General features: G+C 65.4%; 18 protein-coding genes. 11 read left to right on the top strand and 7 right to left on the bottom strand.

The genetic code is table 11. The annotated features are described in order from the left end of the window. Window position 1: 1 nt before the first annotated feature. Window positions 2–1,351 (bottom strand): isochorismate synthase, encoded by a 1,350-nt coding sequence (locus BLT08_RS10930; RefSeq protein ID WP_090306411.1) that lies wholly within the window; start codon window positions 1,349–1,351, stop codon window positions 2–4. Between the two features lie 127 nt (window positions 1,352–1,478). After that, window positions 1,479–2,126 carry a sulfite oxidase-like oxidoreductase gene (locus tag BLT08_RS10925; protein ID WP_090306408.1) on the bottom strand — a complete coding sequence of 216 codons (648 nt, stop codon included), beginning with the start codon at window positions 2,124–2,126 and terminating at the stop codon, window positions 1,479–1,481. A 284-nt stretch (window positions 2,127–2,410) separates the two neighbouring features. Between BLT08_RS10925 and BLT08_RS10915 the strand changes: the two genes are divergently transcribed. Both BLT08_RS10915 and BLT08_RS10910 read left to right on the top strand, forming a co-directional pair. Then, on the top strand, window positions 2,411–2,710 hold the full coding sequence (locus BLT08_RS10915; protein WP_090306405.1) for a hypothetical protein: 300 nt from the start codon (window positions 2,411–2,413) through the stop codon (window positions 2,708–2,710). 298 nt (window positions 2,711–3,008) lie between these two features. Further along, the gene (locus BLT08_RS10910; RefSeq protein WP_006091440.1) at window positions 3,009–3,230 is read left to right on the top strand and encodes a ribbon-helix-helix domain-containing protein; all 222 of its coding nucleotides are present in this window, start codon (window positions 3,009–3,011) and stop codon (window positions 3,228–3,230) included. Window positions 3,231–3,258: 28 nt separating this feature from the next. Here BLT08_RS10910 and BLT08_RS10905 read toward each other — a convergent pair whose 3' ends face one another. Then, window positions 3,259–3,447 (bottom strand): DUF7550 family protein, encoded by a 189-nt coding sequence (locus tag BLT08_RS10905; protein WP_090306402.1) that lies wholly within the window; start codon window positions 3,445–3,447, stop codon window positions 3,259–3,261. A gap of 132 nt (window positions 3,448–3,579) precedes the next feature. Between BLT08_RS10905 and BLT08_RS10900 the strand changes: the two genes are divergently transcribed. The 4 genes from BLT08_RS10900 (at window position 3,580) to BLT08_RS10885 (ending at window position 7,494) form a co-directional block, all read left to right on the top strand. Next, window positions 3,580–4,275 carry a hypothetical protein gene (locus BLT08_RS10900; RefSeq protein ID WP_090306399.1) on the top strand — a complete coding sequence of 232 codons (696 nt, stop codon included), beginning with the start codon at window positions 3,580–3,582 and terminating at the stop codon, window positions 4,273–4,275. Further along, on the top strand, window positions 4,275–5,657 hold the full coding sequence (locus BLT08_RS10895; protein ID WP_090306396.1) for a hypothetical protein: 1,383 nt from the start codon (window positions 4,275–4,277) through the stop codon (window positions 5,655–5,657). Before BLT08_RS10900 ends, BLT08_RS10895 begins: the two co-directional genes overlap by 1 nt. A 76-nt stretch (window positions 5,658–5,733) precedes the next feature. Continuing rightward, window positions 5,734–6,546 carry an imidazole glycerol phosphate synthase subunit HisF gene (hisF, locus tag BLT08_RS10890; RefSeq protein WP_090306393.1) on the top strand — a complete coding sequence of 271 codons (813 nt, stop codon included), beginning with the start codon at window positions 5,734–5,736 and terminating at the stop codon, window positions 6,544–6,546. A gap of 135 nt (window positions 6,547–6,681) precedes the next feature. Continuing rightward, window positions 6,682–7,494 carry a hypothetical protein gene (locus tag BLT08_RS10885; protein ID WP_090306390.1) on the top strand — a complete coding sequence of 271 codons (813 nt, stop codon included), beginning with the start codon at window positions 6,682–6,684 and terminating at the stop codon, window positions 7,492–7,494. 36 nt (window positions 7,495–7,530) lie between these two features. Here the strand turns inward: BLT08_RS10885 and BLT08_RS10880 are convergent, their stop codons facing one another. Next, window positions 7,531–7,815, bottom strand: a complete 285-nt coding sequence (locus BLT08_RS10880) for a DNA-directed RNA polymerase subunit L (protein WP_090307668.1) — start codon at window positions 7,813–7,815, stop codon at window positions 7,531–7,533. A 374-nt stretch (window positions 7,816–8,189) separates the two neighbouring features. On the opposite strand from BLT08_RS10880, the gene BLT08_RS10875 reads away from it, so the two are divergent. From BLT08_RS10875 to BLT08_RS10860, 4 genes are all read left to right on the top strand, one after another. Continuing rightward, window positions 8,190–10,037, top strand: a complete 1,848-nt coding sequence (locus BLT08_RS10875; RefSeq protein WP_090306387.1) for a rhomboid family intramembrane serine protease — start codon at window positions 8,190–8,192, stop codon at window positions 10,035–10,037. Window positions 10,038–10,455: 418 nt separating this feature from the next. Further along, window positions 10,456–11,223: an ABC transporter ATP-binding protein gene (locus tag BLT08_RS10870; RefSeq protein WP_090307665.1), complete on the top strand. Its 768-nt coding sequence runs from the start codon at window positions 10,456–10,458 to the stop codon at window positions 11,221–11,223. Further along, complete coding sequence (locus BLT08_RS10865; RefSeq protein ID WP_090306383.1) at window positions 11,213–12,493, top strand: ABC transporter permease; 1,281 nt, start codon at window positions 11,213–11,215, stop codon at window positions 12,491–12,493. The genes BLT08_RS10870 and BLT08_RS10865 overlap by 11 nt, the downstream gene beginning before the upstream one ends. Beyond that, the gene (locus BLT08_RS10860; protein ID WP_090306379.1) at window positions 12,490–13,743 is read left to right on the top strand and encodes an ABC transporter permease; all 1,254 of its coding nucleotides are present in this window, start codon (window positions 12,490–12,492) and stop codon (window positions 13,741–13,743) included. The genes BLT08_RS10865 and BLT08_RS10860 overlap by 4 nt, the downstream gene beginning before the upstream one ends. A 53-nt stretch (window positions 13,744–13,796) precedes the next feature. On the opposite strand, the gene BLT08_RS10855 is transcribed toward BLT08_RS10860, so the two are convergent. Together BLT08_RS10855 and BLT08_RS10850 are read right to left on the bottom strand one after the other, a co-directional pair. Further along, on the bottom strand, window positions 13,797–14,435 hold the full coding sequence (locus BLT08_RS10855) for an METTL5 family protein (protein ID WP_090306376.1): 639 nt from the start codon (window positions 14,433–14,435) through the stop codon (window positions 13,797–13,799). Window positions 14,436–14,445: 10 nt separating this feature from the next. Further along, window positions 14,446–14,847, bottom strand: coding sequence for a DUF7961 family protein (locus BLT08_RS10850; protein ID WP_090306372.1), 402 nt, complete (start codon window positions 14,845–14,847; stop codon window positions 14,446–14,448). 163 nt (window positions 14,848–15,010) lie between these two features. On the opposite strand from BLT08_RS10850, the gene BLT08_RS22555 reads away from it, so the two are divergent. After that, a complete protein-coding gene (locus BLT08_RS22555) occupies window positions 15,011–15,178 on the top strand; it encodes a zinc finger domain-containing protein (protein WP_139171298.1) in 168 nt (55 codons plus the stop codon). A 134-nt stretch (window positions 15,179–15,312) separates the two neighbouring features. On the opposite strand, the gene BLT08_RS10845 is transcribed toward BLT08_RS22555, so the two are convergent. After that, complete coding sequence (locus BLT08_RS10845; RefSeq protein ID WP_006091426.1) at window positions 15,313–16,344, bottom strand: disk-shape morphogenesis protein volactin; 1,032 nt, start codon at window positions 16,342–16,344, stop codon at window positions 15,313–15,315. Between the last annotated feature and the right edge of the window lie 29 nt (window positions 16,345–16,373).

Below are 16,373 nucleotides of genomic sequence, written 5' to 3'. Positions count from 1 at the left end.
CTCACCGCAACTCGTCGAGGATCGGGCGGAACTTCAGCTGTACTTCGTCCCACTCGTCGTCGGGGTCGCTGTCGGCGACGATGCCGTTGCCCGCAAAGAGCGTGACCGTCTCCTCGGTCGCGATCCCCGAGCGAATGCCGACGGCGAACTCGCCGTCGCCGTCGCCGTCGAACCAGCCGACCGGGGCCGCATACCAGCCGCGATCGAACGTCTCGGCGTCGCGAATCGTCTCCCAGGCCGCCGCCGGCGGAACCCCGCCGACGGCCGGCGTCGGATGCAGCGCTTCGACGATCTCGAGGACGTGTCGATCCCCCTCGAGCGTCGCCGAGATCGGCGTCTGGAGGTGCTGGATGTTCGCCAGTCGCCTGATCGTCTGGTCGCCAATTCGGAGCGCCGACGCAAGCGGTTCGAGCTGGTCGCGGATCGCTTCGACGACGAGTCCGTGCTCGCGCTGTACCTTCTCGCTGTCGCGCATCTGATCCGCGTACGCCTCGTCCTCTTCGGGGGCGTCGCTTCGGGGCACCGAACCCGCGAGGGCTTCGGTCTCGACCCGAGCGCCGCGTTTGGAGACGAGCCGCTCGGGCGGCGCGCCGAAGAACGTTCCACCGACCTCGTGGCCGATCAGGAACCGATAGCAGTTCGGATACCGCCGACGCAAGCGCTCGAGCGTACCGGGGATATCGACCGGCTCGTCGAGCTCGACCGACAGCGCCTGCGCGAGCACGACCTTCGTGAGCGCGCCGCGTTCGATGCGTTCGAGTGCGGTTTCGACCTGCTCGGTCCAGATCTCGCGGGAAGTCGTCCGTTTCGTCGAGTCGATGCCGGGCGCCGTCCCGCTGGGTTGCATCGTCGGCATCTCGTCCAATCGCTCGGTCCAGTGCTCGAGGCGAGCCGTCGCCTCGTCGGCATCGTCTCCGACGGTCGTTAGCCAAGTGCCCTCGTCGCTGCGGACGACGAGCGTCCGCGGGACGACGAACGAAGCGGCACCGAACCCGGTCCACGGCGGGCCGGACTCGTGTCCGTCGTGAAACGAAACGCCGCCGAACGCACGGGGTCGCGCGACCGCAGGGCCACCGTGATCGAGCGCGTCGAACACCCGAGCGGTCTGCGCTCGGATCCGGTCGAAACGCTCCGGCCCGCTGGCGGTGACTCGAGCGGCGACACCGCGACCGACGACTTCCAGTCCGTCCGGCGTGGCCCACAGAATACGTGAGTCGGTGGTGGTGCCGACGATCGCGCCGAACGACACGTCCTCGAGTTCGCGACTCCGGCTGGTGAGGGTGGTCGGACCGTCGGCTGGCCTGGTCCCCGTCTCACCCGCCAGTCGACGCTCACCCGACGATTGGTCCATCGAACACAGTTCGGGACTGCCGTGCCTTCAGCCTAACTATCCCGGTCACTGTGTGGGGGTTGACAGGAACGTACGGTGTATCCGATCGACAGAAACGGACGGCGGCGTGGGGGCGAACGGGTATCGATCAGCTGTATCGCTCTTCCTGCCACGGGTCCGCCGTCTGAGAGTAGCCGCGTTTCTCCCAGTAGCCGCGTTCGGTCTCGGTGAGGAACTCGATGCCGTCGACCCACTTCGCCCCCTTGTAGGCGTACTTGTGGGGCGTGACGACCCGAAGCGGGCCCCCGTGATCCGGCGGGAGCGACTCGCCGTCGTACGCCCACGCGAAGAGAGCCTCCTCGCGCAGGCAGTCCTCGAGCGCGAGGTCGGTCGTGTAGCCGTCCAGCGCGGAGAACATCACGTGGACGGCCTGACCGGACTCCGTCGGGTTGCCCGACGACCCTCGCTCGTCGACGTCGTCGATGACCCCCGCTCGCTCGGCGAGCACCGGGAACGGGACGCCCGTGAACTCGCAGTCGAACTTGCTCCAGCCGGTGACGCAGTGAAAGTCCTGTCGCTGCGTCTCACTGGGGAGCGCCTGAAACTCCTCCCAGGAGAAGGACAGTTCCTCCTCGACCGCACCGGTGACGGTGAACTCCCACGTTTCGGGGTCCCAGTCGGGCGTGGGGCCCTTCGAGAGGACGGGAAACGCCTCGGTCTCGCGCTGGCCGGACGGGAGTCGGTCGTCGCCGAACTCCCGGTACAGCTCCGTGACGTCGGTGACGTCGTTAGTCATACGCGTGTGTTAGTGCCGACTGACGTAGATGTGACGCTCGACGACGACCGGTCTCCGCGGTCGTGTTGGGCGGCGCGACGTTCGATCACCGCTCCCGCCCGCTCGAGCCGCGTGCTCGGTGACACCCGACTCGAGTGATACGATCGTCGACACGTAACTCCGGTTTTCGGGGACGGCGCCGCGGTTGGAACGGAGTGGAACAGTCGAGTCGACATCACAATTCACGCCCTTCCTCTCGAAACCCTCGCCACCCCTTAGTACAGTCTCGACCACCCTCACAGTGTATGGCGAGCAGACAACAGCTATCCGAACGGGACGTAAGCGAACAGACAGCAGAAGAAGTCAGCGAAGAGGCCATGGGCCCCGCATTCATCGCGTCGGCCGCGTCGGTCGGGCTCTCGCTCTACTACTTCTTCATCCGCGGAGAGCGCCAGCTCGGCGCCTTCATCGGCCTCTGGCCGCCGACCATCCTCGCGTTCGCGAGCTACTTCAACCAGCGAAAGATGCGCAACCAGCTCGAGACGGTCACTCAGCCGGGTACGTCGCTCAAGAACGCGTTCGACTCGATGATGGGCAACAAGTAAGACGATACCGACGCCGATCGCGCCGCTTCGATCGTGGCACCGAGACGCAATCACCGGCCCACGTACCGACTGACGACCCCCGGTTTTCTCCGTTGATTTCACTCGAGCGATACTGACACGTTCGTAGATCGGTGTTCCGATGGTCCCCACAGTGGCGGTAACACACCCAACACGGGCAGTACATTCTGTACAACGACGACGATTCGCCGGCCAGCCGAGAGCCACCGCGGTGGCCCAATTCCGGACACCGTACAGTCCCCGTCAAACCTAAATACCCCCTCGCCGAAAGCCGAATCAGATGCCGAAAGTAGAGATCACCATACCGGAACACCTCGAGATGCAGATCGCCCAGATGGTCGAACGCGGCGAGTTCGTCAATCGCGAAGAGGCGATCGAGGACCTCCTGTCGACCGGTATTAAAGCCTACAAGACCAGTGGACCGATGGACGAAGACGAGGGTGGCCCTGGCGGCCTCGAAGACGACGGTATGATGGGTCACGACGACGAGTACGTCTTCTAACGACCACGTTTCCGCACCGCGTTCTGTCTTAGGGAGCGACGGCGATCAGTGGAACCCCGAACGCGATAGCGACGCCGATCAACACGATCACGAAGCCGATACCCGCTTCGCGTGCGGTAAACTCACTCATCGGAGCGGTCGTCCGTTCGGCCTCGAGGTCGTGGCCGACGTCGGCGGCCGTATCCGGTTCGTCTGCTGGGTCCGTGTCGTCTGCCATACCCGTCCGTTAGCGTCTCGACCCCTTAAAAACACCTACACGGAGCCAGCGTCGGGTCGCCAGGTCGTCGGTTGGTCCATCTCCGTCGCTTCAACAGGAAATATTTACCAATAGGCCAACAACTGGGGTGTAATGCCCTCCAACGGGACGATCTCTCGCAGGCGGATTCTTGCCACTACCAGCGGCGCTCTCGGGGCGGTACTCGCCGGCTGTGCCGACGAGAGCGAAGGCGAAAGCAGTTCGACGACCGAGTTCGACGAAAGTGATGGAGCCAGGGACAGATCGAGCCACGAGTACGAGGTACTGACGGTACGCTCGAGCGACGATGAACATTTCATTCACCCGAGCGAAGACGAGGCCTCGGCGGCTGAAGACGACGATGACGGGCTTCCCTCACGGTACAGGCGGACGCTACAGTTGGTGCTCGACGAGGACGACGCTGACGCGCTCTGGATCGAGGGCGACAGCGACGACGGACGAGAGCTTCGGGAGTTCGTCGATGCGACCGACTTCGACACCCAGACGATCGTCGTCGACCAGCGAACTATCGAGGACTGCTACGAACGCCGCGTCCGAGGCATTCTGGCCGAGAGCGACAGTCTCCGGACACGTTACTGCCAGCACCTCAAACCCCCCGACGCGCCCTGTGAAGCAGATAAATCGGTGATGGAAGCGGTCGTCTTCAGAGTCAACCGGCGGTACGAGGAGTCGCCCTCGAGTCGCGGCAGTTCCGAAGGAATGTCGTGTCACGGGCCGGGCGTAGCCACTCGTTCCGATGCTGGCGCTGATGCCGATGTCGACTCTGACGTCAACGAGGGGAGCGAATAATGAGGGAATCTGACGAGCGAGGCGGACACGAACGAGACGACACAGGATCCCACCGCCGTCAGTTCCTCGCCGGCGTCGGCGCAGTCACCGGCGTCGCCGTCGCCGGCTGTAGCGACCTCCCCCTGATCGGCGACGAGACCGCCACGACGTTCCCTGCCGGCGAGGTCGGCACCATCCTGCGTGAGGAGGAGCCACCGATCGAGTGGCCGGTTCCGGTCCAGCCCGATTCGAGCGCACTCGAGGGCGAACTCGAGCGCGTCGACGAACTGCTGGCCGCGGTCCCGGAATCGATCGGCCGCGAGGACGTTCCGAACGGCGTCGTCCGGGAGACGATCGAGGAGCAGCGAACCGAATCAGCGACCGCCCGCGGGGAAGCCGCCGAAGCGGAGCGGACGGAGCGCTATCACGCACTTCGAGAGCTACGAGACGTCCGCGAGACAGCCCGCACAGCCGCAGTCACGTGGCTCGCTGTCGACGCGGACACGGAGCAACTCGGTGGCGAACTCCGGGACGAACGCGACGCGGTTCGGTCGGCGATCGCCGATCGACTCGAGGGGGTCGAGTACCGCGGCGCTGATACCGACGAGAGACGGCTCCGGGGGGCGCTGTATTTCTACCAACGCGAGGCGGATCTCGAGCACGCCGAGCGGAGCCTCGGCCGAGCGGGTGCAGACCAGCGCGATACCGTCCTCGATATCGGCGAGTCGGCGGGGACCCTCGAGTTCGGCGCGGCGACGGCCGGTGTCTGGGAGCAGTTCGACGAGCGCTACGACGCGGCGTTCGACGACGGAGTCGCGCTCGAATCCGCCTTCGAAACGGCTCTCGAGCGATCGATCGACCGTACCGAGACCGTCGACTTCCCGGCACAGGACGGCGAGGAGTGGTACGAGGCGGTCGGCGTCGGAGAGTTAGAAGACGAGCAACTGGAGTGGACACTTTGGCAGGCCGGCAGGGACGTGTTGAACGCCCAAGACCGGATGCGCGATGCCGTAGACGGGGGCAACCTGGGAACGGGACTCTACGGTGCCGTCCAGTTCGAACAGCAGTTCCGGGCGTTCGAGCGACTTCGTGACCGGATCGCGGACGGGGCGGTGGCCACGCCGGAGACCGTCGCCGAGATTCGGGAGGAACGTGAGCGAGCGCTCGAGGCTGCGACCACCGCACGCGAGCAGCTTTCGCAGCCGTCCCTCGGCGCGTACGCACTCGCCGAAACGCTGCAGTCGCTCGCGTGGATCGACGACGGCGTTCACCGTGCCGCCGATACCGATCCCGAAGCGAGCGTCTCGATCCAGGACGAGTACGGCGACTACGCTTGTCGGGAAGCAGAACTCGCCGTCCTCCCTGACGCGATCGATGCGTTTCGGGCGCGGTTCACGGACTGATCGGGGCGGCCCGGTCGGAATTGTTCGATGCAGACGCCTTTACTATCCTCGGTGCGAACGGTCGGCTAACGACTACATGTTGACCAAGCGCATCATCCCGTGTATCGACGTAGATTTAGACGAGGACGGGAACCCGGCGGTCTACACCGGCGTTCACTTCGAGGACCTGCAATACACCGGCGACCCGGTCGAGATGGCCAAGGCGTACAACGAGTCCGGGGCCGACGAGTTCGTCTTCCTCGACATTACCGCCTCCGCGGAGGGACGAGAAACCATGCTCGACGTCGTCAACGACGTCGCCGACGAGGTCTTTATTCCCCTCACTGTCGGCGGCGGCATCCGCACCACCGACGACATCAAGGAGACGCTTCGCGCGGGCGCGGACAAGGTCTCGATCACGACCGGCGCGCTCGAGCGACCCGAACTCATCAACGACGGCGCGAAGGCCTTCGGCAGCCAGTGTATCGTCATCAGCGTCGACGCCAGACGGCGCTTCGACGAGGCTGGTGAGCACTACGTCGAGATCGACGGCGAGTCCTGCTGGTTCGAGTGTACGAAGAAAGGCGGCCGCGAGGGGACGGGGATCGACGTCCTCGAGTGGGCCAGCGAGGCCGAGTCCCGCGGTGCGGGCGAACTGTTCGTCAACTCGATCGACAAGGACGGCACGAAAGACGGCTACGACCTCCCGCTGACGAAGGCCGTCTGTGACGCCGTGGATACGCCGGTCATCGCCTCCTCGGGCTGTGGCGGTCCCGAAGACATGTACGACGTGTTCACCGAGGCCGGTGCCGACGCCGGGCTCGCGGCGTCGATCTTCCACTTCGACGAGTACTCGATCGAGGAAACCAAACGATATCTGGACGAGCGAGGCGTGCCGGTCCGACTCTGACTTCGATACCAACCGGTTTGAGGGTGGTCAGCGGCCAATTTTGAGGGACTCCGCGTCTCGAGGCCACGGTTCCTTTCACTCCATCCGTTTCGGCTTCCAATACGCTTATATCTACCCGGTCGTGCTCTACTACCAGTGAAGTGGCGGTGTACGTGGTGTGGGAAACCACACGAGTCGAACGATCCGCCCTGCGATAGCTGCGGCCACAACACGTTCGAGGAGGCGGTCGTCCGCGAACAGGAGTTCGAGACCGTCGACACCGGCACGCAGTACATGTGGGTCTGTTCGAACTGCGGTCGCCAGCACATGAAGAACAACCCGCCCTGCTCGCGCTGTGGCGACCACGATCTGGAGAAGACCGAGCAGCGATACAGCGACGTCGACGGGGACCTCGAGGTCCCGAGCTGGTTCGAGGTCGCCAAACCCTACGCGCCGATCGTCGTCGGCTTCGCCCTGATCGTCGCCCTGTTCGCGACGGGGATCGTCTCGACGTCGATCATCCCCGGTATCGGAACGCCGTCGCCGCCGGACGCGCCCGGCGAGGGAACGGAGGCTGCCGGAATCGATCTCGAGGCGACCGAAGGCGAGGTTCACGATCGACTCGAGGCAGAACGGGACGCGGACGAGTCGCGGTCCTACGACGACGGACTAGCGGCGTACGCAGAATACGTAAACCGCGCGGACGTGGCCAGAACGTACGAGAACGCGAATCCGGATTCGGTGGATGGGAGTGACTTTGGCGTAGAATGTCGCAACGATCTCGTCGGCGGGAGCGTGCCGATCTCCGGGTCGATCGACGACTACGACGACGAGGCTGCGCTCGCCGAGACTGTTGTCGAAGCGGTAGTAGCGAGCGACCGTCTGAACGAGTCCGGACTCGAGTCCGAAGGACTCGACCTCCACGTCGGTCCCGACGGCGCGCTCTACGGCGTCTATCTGACGTGTTGAACGAGAAGTGCGAGACGCGTCGGCGATCGGTCCTGCTTAGGCGGCCGCTTCGAACGCGTCGCGGAACGCCGTCGTTTTCCCGCGGACGTCGGCGGCAGCCTCCTCGAGCGCCTCGAGAGGATCGACACCTTCGACTGTTTTGATGGTCAGAATCGGCTCCGTCTGGCCACCAGACTGTTCGGGGTTGACGTCGTAGGTGGCGGCCGTGATGTCGTCGTGCTCGAGCAGCGTCCCCTTCAGGACGTTCATAAACGTGTGATCCTCGCCGGCGATCTCGATCGAGAGTTCGTTCTCGGTGCTCTCGGTGACCCGCAGTTCCATGTCGATGAGTCCGGTCGTCGGCCGCTTGTACCTTTCTGTTCGGACTGGAGCGGTCAGCGAGACGCGGCGACAGTGGCTCGTCTGCAGTTGTTCGAACGTCCCGGCACCCGTTTGCGGTGGTTGGGAGTCTCTGAGCACCCCTGCTCACACTGGCCGTTCTCCCCGGCAGATCGGTTCTCACGGGCACTGCGGAACGGCTTTGCCGTCGTCTCACGGGCGCTCTATGCCCGTCTGCTCGCGACGCGAGGCGCCGTTACCTCGCAGCCAGCACGCGCCACAGTACGCGGTTCGATCGACTCACGAGCGTCGTGAAACCAGTCGAACCGACCGTCACAGAAGTAAATCCATATACACGCTCGCTCGAACGTCTGGATATGCCCTCGCTCGAGACCGTCCAGTGGGTCCTCCTGACGGTCGTCCTCCCGATCATCACGGTGGCCACGGTGCTCCTCTCCGTCGCGGTCGTCAGTCGACTCCATCGAGCCGACGCTCGGTGGGGCGACGTAGCCCGCTCGAGACTCGTGATGGGCGTCCCGTGGGGGTCGCTGATCGTCATCGCGCTCGTCTGGTGTGTCTACCTGTTCGTCCAGGACGGAATCACGGCGTTCGACGATCCCGTGACGATCCCCTACCGGGCGTACTCGTACTTCTATCCGCTGGGGATGCTGACGGCGTCGTTCTCGCACGCCGGACCGAACCACATCCTCGGAAACCTCGCTGCTGCCGTCGTCGTCGCGCCCATCGCGGAGTACGCCTGGGGACACTACCCCGACGAACGCGGCGCTGAGTCGTCCGACTCGTGGCGAACCGACCCGTGGTTCCGCGCGCTCTTGCTCTTTCCGCTCGTCGTCGTCGCGATCACGATCATCACGAGCCTGTTCGCGCTCGGGCCCGTGATCGGCTTCTCGGGGGTCGTCTTCGCCTTCGCCGCGTTCGCCCTCGTTCACTACCCCATCGTGACGATCGTCGGCGTCCTCGGCGTCCAGGGCGTGTTGCTGACGCTCTACCGCGCGCTCCGGAATCCGATCGGGATCTACGTCGCCGAATCGAGTCCCCCCTCCGCACCGTCGTGGGCCGGCATCGCCATTCAGGGCCACGCGCTCGGATTTTTCATCGGTCTCGTACTCGGAATCGCACTGCTTCGACGACGCGGACACCGCCCCGACGCGCTTCGAATCTGGATCGCGATCCTCATCTTCGGCTTCGCACAGGGGCTCTGGCAGATCTACTGGTTCGGCGGCGGGAACGTCTTCTACCTCTTCCAGGGTCCCGGCGTGTTGATCGTCACGGTGCTCGCGCTCGTGGTTACCGTCGCGATCACGGCCACCGAGCGACCGCTCGTCCCGGAACGCATCAGCCGGCGATTCACTCGGGTCCGCGGGCCCCCGTCCGAATCAGCCGTCGCCCGCCCGCTCGAACTCGCTCGAAACAGCGATGATCGGTCCGAAACCAGTACCGACGCGACAGCCCTGACTGCTCCCCTCGAGCGAATCAGCGAACTCGCCGCCACGCCTAACTCTCGCGACTCGAGCCGGCTCTCGAGTATCGGACAGCGACAGGCCGCGTTCACGCTCGTGCTCGTGGTTCTCGCCGTCCTTGCGGGCATGGCGATCCCGGTCAACTTCTTCGTGCTGGACGACGCGAACGTCTCCTCGGACGCGGCCGTCGAGATCGAGGACTACACGATTCAGTACGCCGAGGACGTCGAGTACGAACTCGTCTCACCCGTCAGGGTCGGGCCGCTGTCCGACGCCGTCGCCCTCGATGCCAGCGGCGTGATCGTCACGAGCGAGGAGCGACAGCTCTGGGCGGAGGTGGTCCCGGCCCGGCAACTCGAGTTCTCGAGCGAGGAGTCGATCGCCGTCGGCGGACCCGGCTGGCGCGAGACCGTCCACGTCGAGCGGATCGGCTGGGAGCCGGTCGGCAACGACAGCGTCTACCAGGTCGAAATCTGGGCCGAAGGTGACGATCCACAGCTCGCCCACGAGTCGAACGGGTCGCGTGCGGACGTCCGGATCGACGACCAGAACGTGACGATGTCGTCCGTGGACGGCGAGTTCACCCTCGAGGTCGAGTCGATCGAGACCGGAGAGGTCGAGACGACGACGGTGCCGGAGTCGAACGAGTCCACTACAGCGGGCGGACTCGCCTTCGAGCGGGAGGACGACACCATCTACGCCGCCGCCGACGGAACGCGGATCGCCATCGCGAACGAGGAGTAGCCGCTCCCGATTTCGCAACCGAGTACGAGTCTGCCGACGGATGCGACGGCCTGAACTCCGTATGCCGTCCGTTCGTGACAGCGATCGATCCGGTTCGGAAGAGCGAGTGCGATGGGATGAAACCGGGCGTGCTGGTGCTTCTATCGCGAATTAGACCGCGGTTTCGCTCAGTTGATGCCAACAGAAACGGCTAGTCGAGCGAGACAGTCAGTATTACAACGACGTTTCGCCAGACAGGCCTCCGATCGACGCTGGCGAACCAGTCGAAACTCGAGACCGTCGCGTACCGATTACTGTGGTGGCTGAGAACCAGTTTGGCGGTTTCGATCGAGTCGTTAACGGCTACGTGGCCGAGAGAAGCCGGAGAGAAACAATATCCGGCTCCGACGTTCGTTCGATCGAGTTGAACTTTGGACCGATGAGCAACCACGCACTGCGGCAGACGACCGCCTCGGACGACGACTCGAGTACCGACGACGTCGAATCGCCGACGGCCGTTCGGCTCGAGTCCGTCACCCACGAGTACGGGGCGAACGGCGGCCGAGGCCGCTCGGGCGACGATCGAACCGTGACCGCCCTGCGGAACGTCTCGTTCGACGTGCGGGCGGGCGACATCGTCGGTCTCGAGGGACCGAGCGGAAGCGGCAAGTCGACGATCCTCCACGCGGTTTCGGGACTGCTGGTTCCCTCCGACGGCGCCGTCGAACTGCTGGACACCGATCTCACGGCCTGCTCGAACCGGGAACGAACCCGGTTGCGACGTCGACACGTCGGGATCGTCTTCCAGCGCTTTCATCTGCTCCCGTCGCTCTCGGCCCGCGCGAACGTCGCCTTACCGCTCGTGCAGGCTGGAATTCCTCGAGCGAAGCGACGCGAGCGCGCCGAAACGCTGCTCGAGAAGGTCGGCCTCGGCGACCGGATTCACCACCTTCCGGGCGAACTGAGCGGGGGTGAACGACAGCGCGTCGCGATCGCGCGGGCGCTCGTCACCGACCCGGACGTGATCGTCGCCGACGAGCCGACGGGCGAACTCGACACGGCGACGGGGGAGGACGTGCTCGACCTCCTGATGGATATCGGCCGCGATCGGGCCCTGCTGGTCGCCTCGCACGACGAGTCGACGCTCGCCGTCGCCGACCGCGTGGTCACCCTTCGCGATGGACGGGTGGTCTCGGATGGAGGCTGACGACGAGTTCGACGCCGCGCGCGACGGCTCCCGCCGAACGCGCTGGCGCGGCCTCGTCGGTATTTCGGTCGTCAGACTGTGGAAGCGTACGGTTCGAACGCGCTCGAGTCGCGTCGTGGCGACGGTCGGTGCCGTCGCCCTGACGATCGCCCTGCTGGTGGTCGTGACCGGAGTCGCGCTCGGGCTCGCCGGCGGCGGCGCGGTCGACGACACCGACGCCGACGTCCAGATCGTTCCCGAAGAGAGCGGTGCGCTGTCGGCCGTCGACGGCGTGGAGGGGCCGCGACTCGGCGACGCGAACGAGCGTGCGGAATCGATTCGCTCGAGCGACGACGTCGACCACGCCTCGCCGGTACTGGTTGAACCGGTGAAACTCGAATCCGCGGGCGACGACGAACCGAAGACCGTCCTCCTCGTCGGCGTCGTCCCCGACGACGAGCCTCGGACCGTTGGCGGGCTTCCGACCGACGCCCTCGAGCCGGGCGATCCACACTACGCCAACGGGTCGTACGACGGCCCGCGCGAGGGCGAACTCGTGCTCTCCGAGGCGGCCGCAGAACGGCTCGAGGCGGAGACCGACGACGAGCTGACCGTGGGTGGGTCGCAGGTGCCGGAGAACGCGTCCGCGCCGACGGTGACGGCCACTGCCGTCGAGGAGGCCGGTGACGGTGACGACGAGACGCCGGTCGCGCTCGTCCATCTGAGTGAACTCCAGACGCTTTCGGGCGCGGATAACGACCAGCTGGCCGACCAGGTGCTGATCTGGGGCGACACCGACGCGGCGGAGTCGGCCGCCGCAGACGAGTATCCCGACGCCGCGATCGAATCCCACGACGGAACCGATCCGTCTGCGCTGTTCGGCGACGGGCTGGCGTTCGCGACGAGCCTGCTCGCGTTCGTCGTCGGCATCGCCATCTGCGCTTCGTTCGTCGCGACCACCGCGGGGATGACCGTCACCGAAGACCGACGAACCCTCGCCGTCCTCGAGGCCGTCGGCTACCCCGCGCGGAGTCGGCTCTCGATCGTCGCCGTCTCGACGCTGCTGACGACCCTCGCGGGCGCACTGGTGGGGATCGTCCTCGGCGTCGGCGGCATCTACGCCGTCAACGCGCTGGCCAGCGCGACCGTCGCGCCGGGTGCCGTCGCGGTCGTCCACCCGATACTCGTCCCCTACGCGCTCGCCGTCGCGCTCGTCTCGGGGCTCGTCGCCATCCCCTACCCGCTCGCCGTCGCCGCGCGAACCTCCGTCCTCGAGGAGGTGGGTCGATGACCTCGACGCTCCGTCGAGCGGGCCGCCGGCTACGAGCCGTCGTCGGACTGGCGGTCGCACAGCTTCGGCGTTCGCCCGGACGGACCGCACTCACCGTGTTCGCGGTCGCGCTCGCGGTGCTGTCCGTGACGCTGCTCGCGAGTCTCGGCGTCGGCGTCGTCCAGACCGGCGAGGACGGACTCGACAACGCCGATCGGGATATCTGGGTCTCGAGCGACCCGATCGATCCCTCGGCCAGCGGCACGGCAAACCCGATCGTCGGCTCCCACGCCCTCGCCGCCGAGATGAGCGAGCGCGACGACGTCAGTTCGGCCGCGCCGATCGCCATGCACGATATCTACGTCGGGACCGAGAGCGACGAGCTCGAGCGAACGTCCGCGGTCGGGGTCCACGAGACCCACGACGGCTTCGGCTTCGAGGAGGGAGGCGGGTTCGAGACGGAGATGAACCACTCCTCGGGCGAGTACGCCGACGGCGAACGGCCCAGCGAACCTGAGAACGAGGAGATCGTGCTCGATCCCGATACCGCCGAGGCGCACGACATCGACGTGGGCGATACGGTCTACGTCGGGACCAGTCGAGAGTCAGCGGCGAACCACGAGTTCACCGTCGTCGGGATCTCCGCGTACTACTCGCAGTATCTGGGCTCGGACACGGAGACGATCCCGCTGACGGATCTCCAGGCCATCGCTGGGACGACCGGAACGGATCGGGCGACGTTCATCACCGCCAGCGTCGAGGACGACGCCGATCGCGACGTCGTCGTCGCGGAACTGGACGAGGAGTACGCGGCCTACGACGTCCGGACCAGCGACGAGCAGATCGGTGCGATGTTCGAAGAACAGCCGCTCGTCCTCGCCAGCGGCGCGACGCTGATCGGCCTCGCCGTCGTCGGCGGGATCGTCCTGACGGTCAACCTGTTCGCCCTCGTCGCCTACCAGCAGCGGGACGAACTCGCCGCCCTCCGGGCGATCGGGCTCTCGCGGTGGGTGCTCGCGGGAACGATCGCCGTCCAGGGGCTCGTCATCGGCGTTCTCGGCGGAATCCTCGGGCTCGTCCTGACACCCCTGCTCGCGGCCGGGCTGAACTACCTCGCGTCGTCGGTTATCGGGTTCGGGAAACTGCTCCAGACGCCGCTCGAGGTCTACCTGCTCGGACTCGCGCTGGCCATCGTCGTCGGAACGGTCGTCGCGCTCGTCACCGGTTGGCGGGCGAGTCGCTACGCGCGAATTCAACATCTCAGCGGCTAATAGAGTCTCCGGAGCCACCCCCGCGCTCGAGCCGTCCACACGAACCCGGCCGATCACTGCCACTCGATACGGAACACTTCCGCCTCGAGCGTTCGCTCGGCGTCGGTGTGGAACTCGAACCGGTTGGCGATGGGGAACTCGGCCCGGAACGCGTGTGTCACGTCGCCGCCTTCGTCCGCGGCGAACGATTCGACGAACTCCTGGCTCCCCTCGTTGTGGATCGTGTAGGAGACATCGGCGATCGATCGGGCCGTCTCGAGGAACTCGCGGTCGGCGTGTCGATTGCCGCGTTGGGCGCCGAACGGCGGGTTCGAGACGACCGTCACGTTGGTATCGCCCACCGAGAGCGGCGGTCGAGTCGCGTCGCCGCGGACCCACTCGAGGAGTCCGTTACGCCCCGCCTCGTCGATCCGTGCGGCGTTCGCCTCGGCCAGTGCGAGCGCGTCGGAATCGACGTCGACGCCGACGACGCGTTCGGCCCCCGCGAGCGAGGCCCCGATCGCGAGCATCCCGGTTCCGGTGCCGAGATCGACGACCCACCCCGACAGATCGTCCTGCATCCGCGCCTGGTGACAGACGTGGGCGGCGATCTCCGGCGGCGTGAGATACTGCTCGAGCGCGGCTGACGGATCGGAAAAGTCGGCGAGCGCTTCGAGCGCTCGAGCGAGGGTACGTCGCGACGGGCCGGACATTACCGCGTCGTTAGGAGTCGAGCGTGATAGCCCCGTCGAGTTCGAGCGCGAGTCCCTCGCGCTCGGCGCGTTCGGCACAGGCGGCCAGCGCGGGACGCACTTTCTCCGGATCGGCGATATCGTCGATCTCGAGCGTGACGGTTCCGACGCCGAGGAAGGCACCGGCCCGCACGTACCCTCGCACGCGGTCGATCTCCTCCTGGGTCGCGAGCGAGCAGTCCTCGTCGAAACAGGCGTCGACGGCCAGCTCCGCCGGAATCAGCCCGTCCGCGGTCAGGTCGCGCTTCAGATCCCGGAGGTAGCCGGGCGCCGTCGACTCGAGCGTCGGCGCCTCGAGCGTGACGGGCGTCACGTCGGCGGGTCGACAGTCGCTGATCGTCCGATCGGCTTCGGGGGTCGGTGACGTACTCATTGCAACCACATACATGAGTCGCATACAAAAACCTTTGTAAATGCTCAGTAGTAATATGGCGCGTGAAGTACCTCGGATCGGTCGCGTCGCTCGAACGATTCGAGTGTGCCGGCTTCATGACAAATGTGGATAGAGTTAAGGAGAGACCGTGTGAGAGATAGGTATGGACTGTCCACGGTGCCAGGGGTCGCTGGAGGAATACTCGCTGGGTGACGCCTCGACGGTAACCTGTCCACACTGTGATTTCGCGGACGTCCCGGTCGACCACGTCCAAGAGGGGGAAGAGACGGAGTCCTGGCGAGACGCGTTCAATCGATTTTACGAGCAGTGAGCGACCGGTGCCAACGGGGCGGCGGCTGCTGACGGCTGACTGGGCGACGCTGCCGACTGATTCTCTCGCGATCGAACGCGGCTACGCAGTGATGACTCTCACGAGAGGCTGAGGAGACGGAAAAACCGGGTCGCTTACTCGGCTTCCGCTTCGACTTCTTCGTCGTCCGCGCCGGTGTCGTGGTCAACGTCCTCGTCGGAACGCGCAGCGACGAGGCCACCGCGTGCGACGCTGTACAGCGGCTCGTTGGCGTGTGAGACGCCGCTGATCGAGAACGGAATGTTCGCGTCCTCTAAGTGGTCACGGAACAGCGCCTCGAAACCGCTTGGGCTCGAGGTGCCGCCGGTGACGACGACGGGAACGTCGAGTCCTTCCTCGACGTCCTCCTCGTCGACCTCCTTGACGATGTTCTCGATGACGTAGTCGAGCAAGTTCTCGTAGTAGATCGAGAGCGCACCCTCGACGCCGCCGACGTCCGTCGTGAAGTCCAGTTCGAAGTCGTCCTCCTTGATGGAGGTGACCTTGTCGACGGGCGTGCCCGTCGCGCGGGCGGCCTGCTCGTCGACCCAGTCGCCACCGCGGGCGACGGAGAACTTCATGACCGGCACCGCGTAGTACGCCAGACAGACGTTCGTCATCCCGGCACCGAACGAGATGCCGAGTCCGGTGAAGTTGTTGTCCGCGAGTTCGCTGTAGATGACGGACATCCCTTCGTTGATCGGTTCGGAGTCGTATCCCATATCGTCGAGGAACGACTCGATCGTCTTCTGGTGGTACAGCGTCGAGAGATCCGAGTCGATCGGATCCGCGGGCGAGGAGAAGTACAGTTTCTCGTCCGGATACGCGGGCTCGCCGACGACCTGCTCGATGATGAGCTTCATCATCGGGATCGCGCTCTTCTCGTCGTTCGAGAGGATCCCGTGTTTCATCGGGCGCCGCGTTTCCTTGTTGAAAATGTTCGCAAAGTTGAGGGCGTCGTCGCCGACGACGTACACCTTATCGTCCTTACGAATGTGAAGCACTTCGCTTCGAGAGAGCATCTGCTCGGCCATATCCGAGTATTCGATCTCTACGAAGGAGTTACGCTGTTGCACGAAAACCGTATCGTTCCCATCCTGCTGTGCTGACAGGATGTTCATCGTTCCAACGTCTAGGCCTTTCGCCATAGTTTGGCAAGGCGGCCGATGGATTATAA

This window comes from Natronorubrum texcoconense, from assembly GCF_900100335.1.
GTDB lineage: Archaea > Halobacteriota > Halobacteria > Halobacteriales > Natrialbaceae > Natronorubrum > Natronorubrum texcoconense.
Note: the sequence above shows the minus strand (reverse complement) of the source record. Positions and strands in the feature narration are given on the sequence as shown.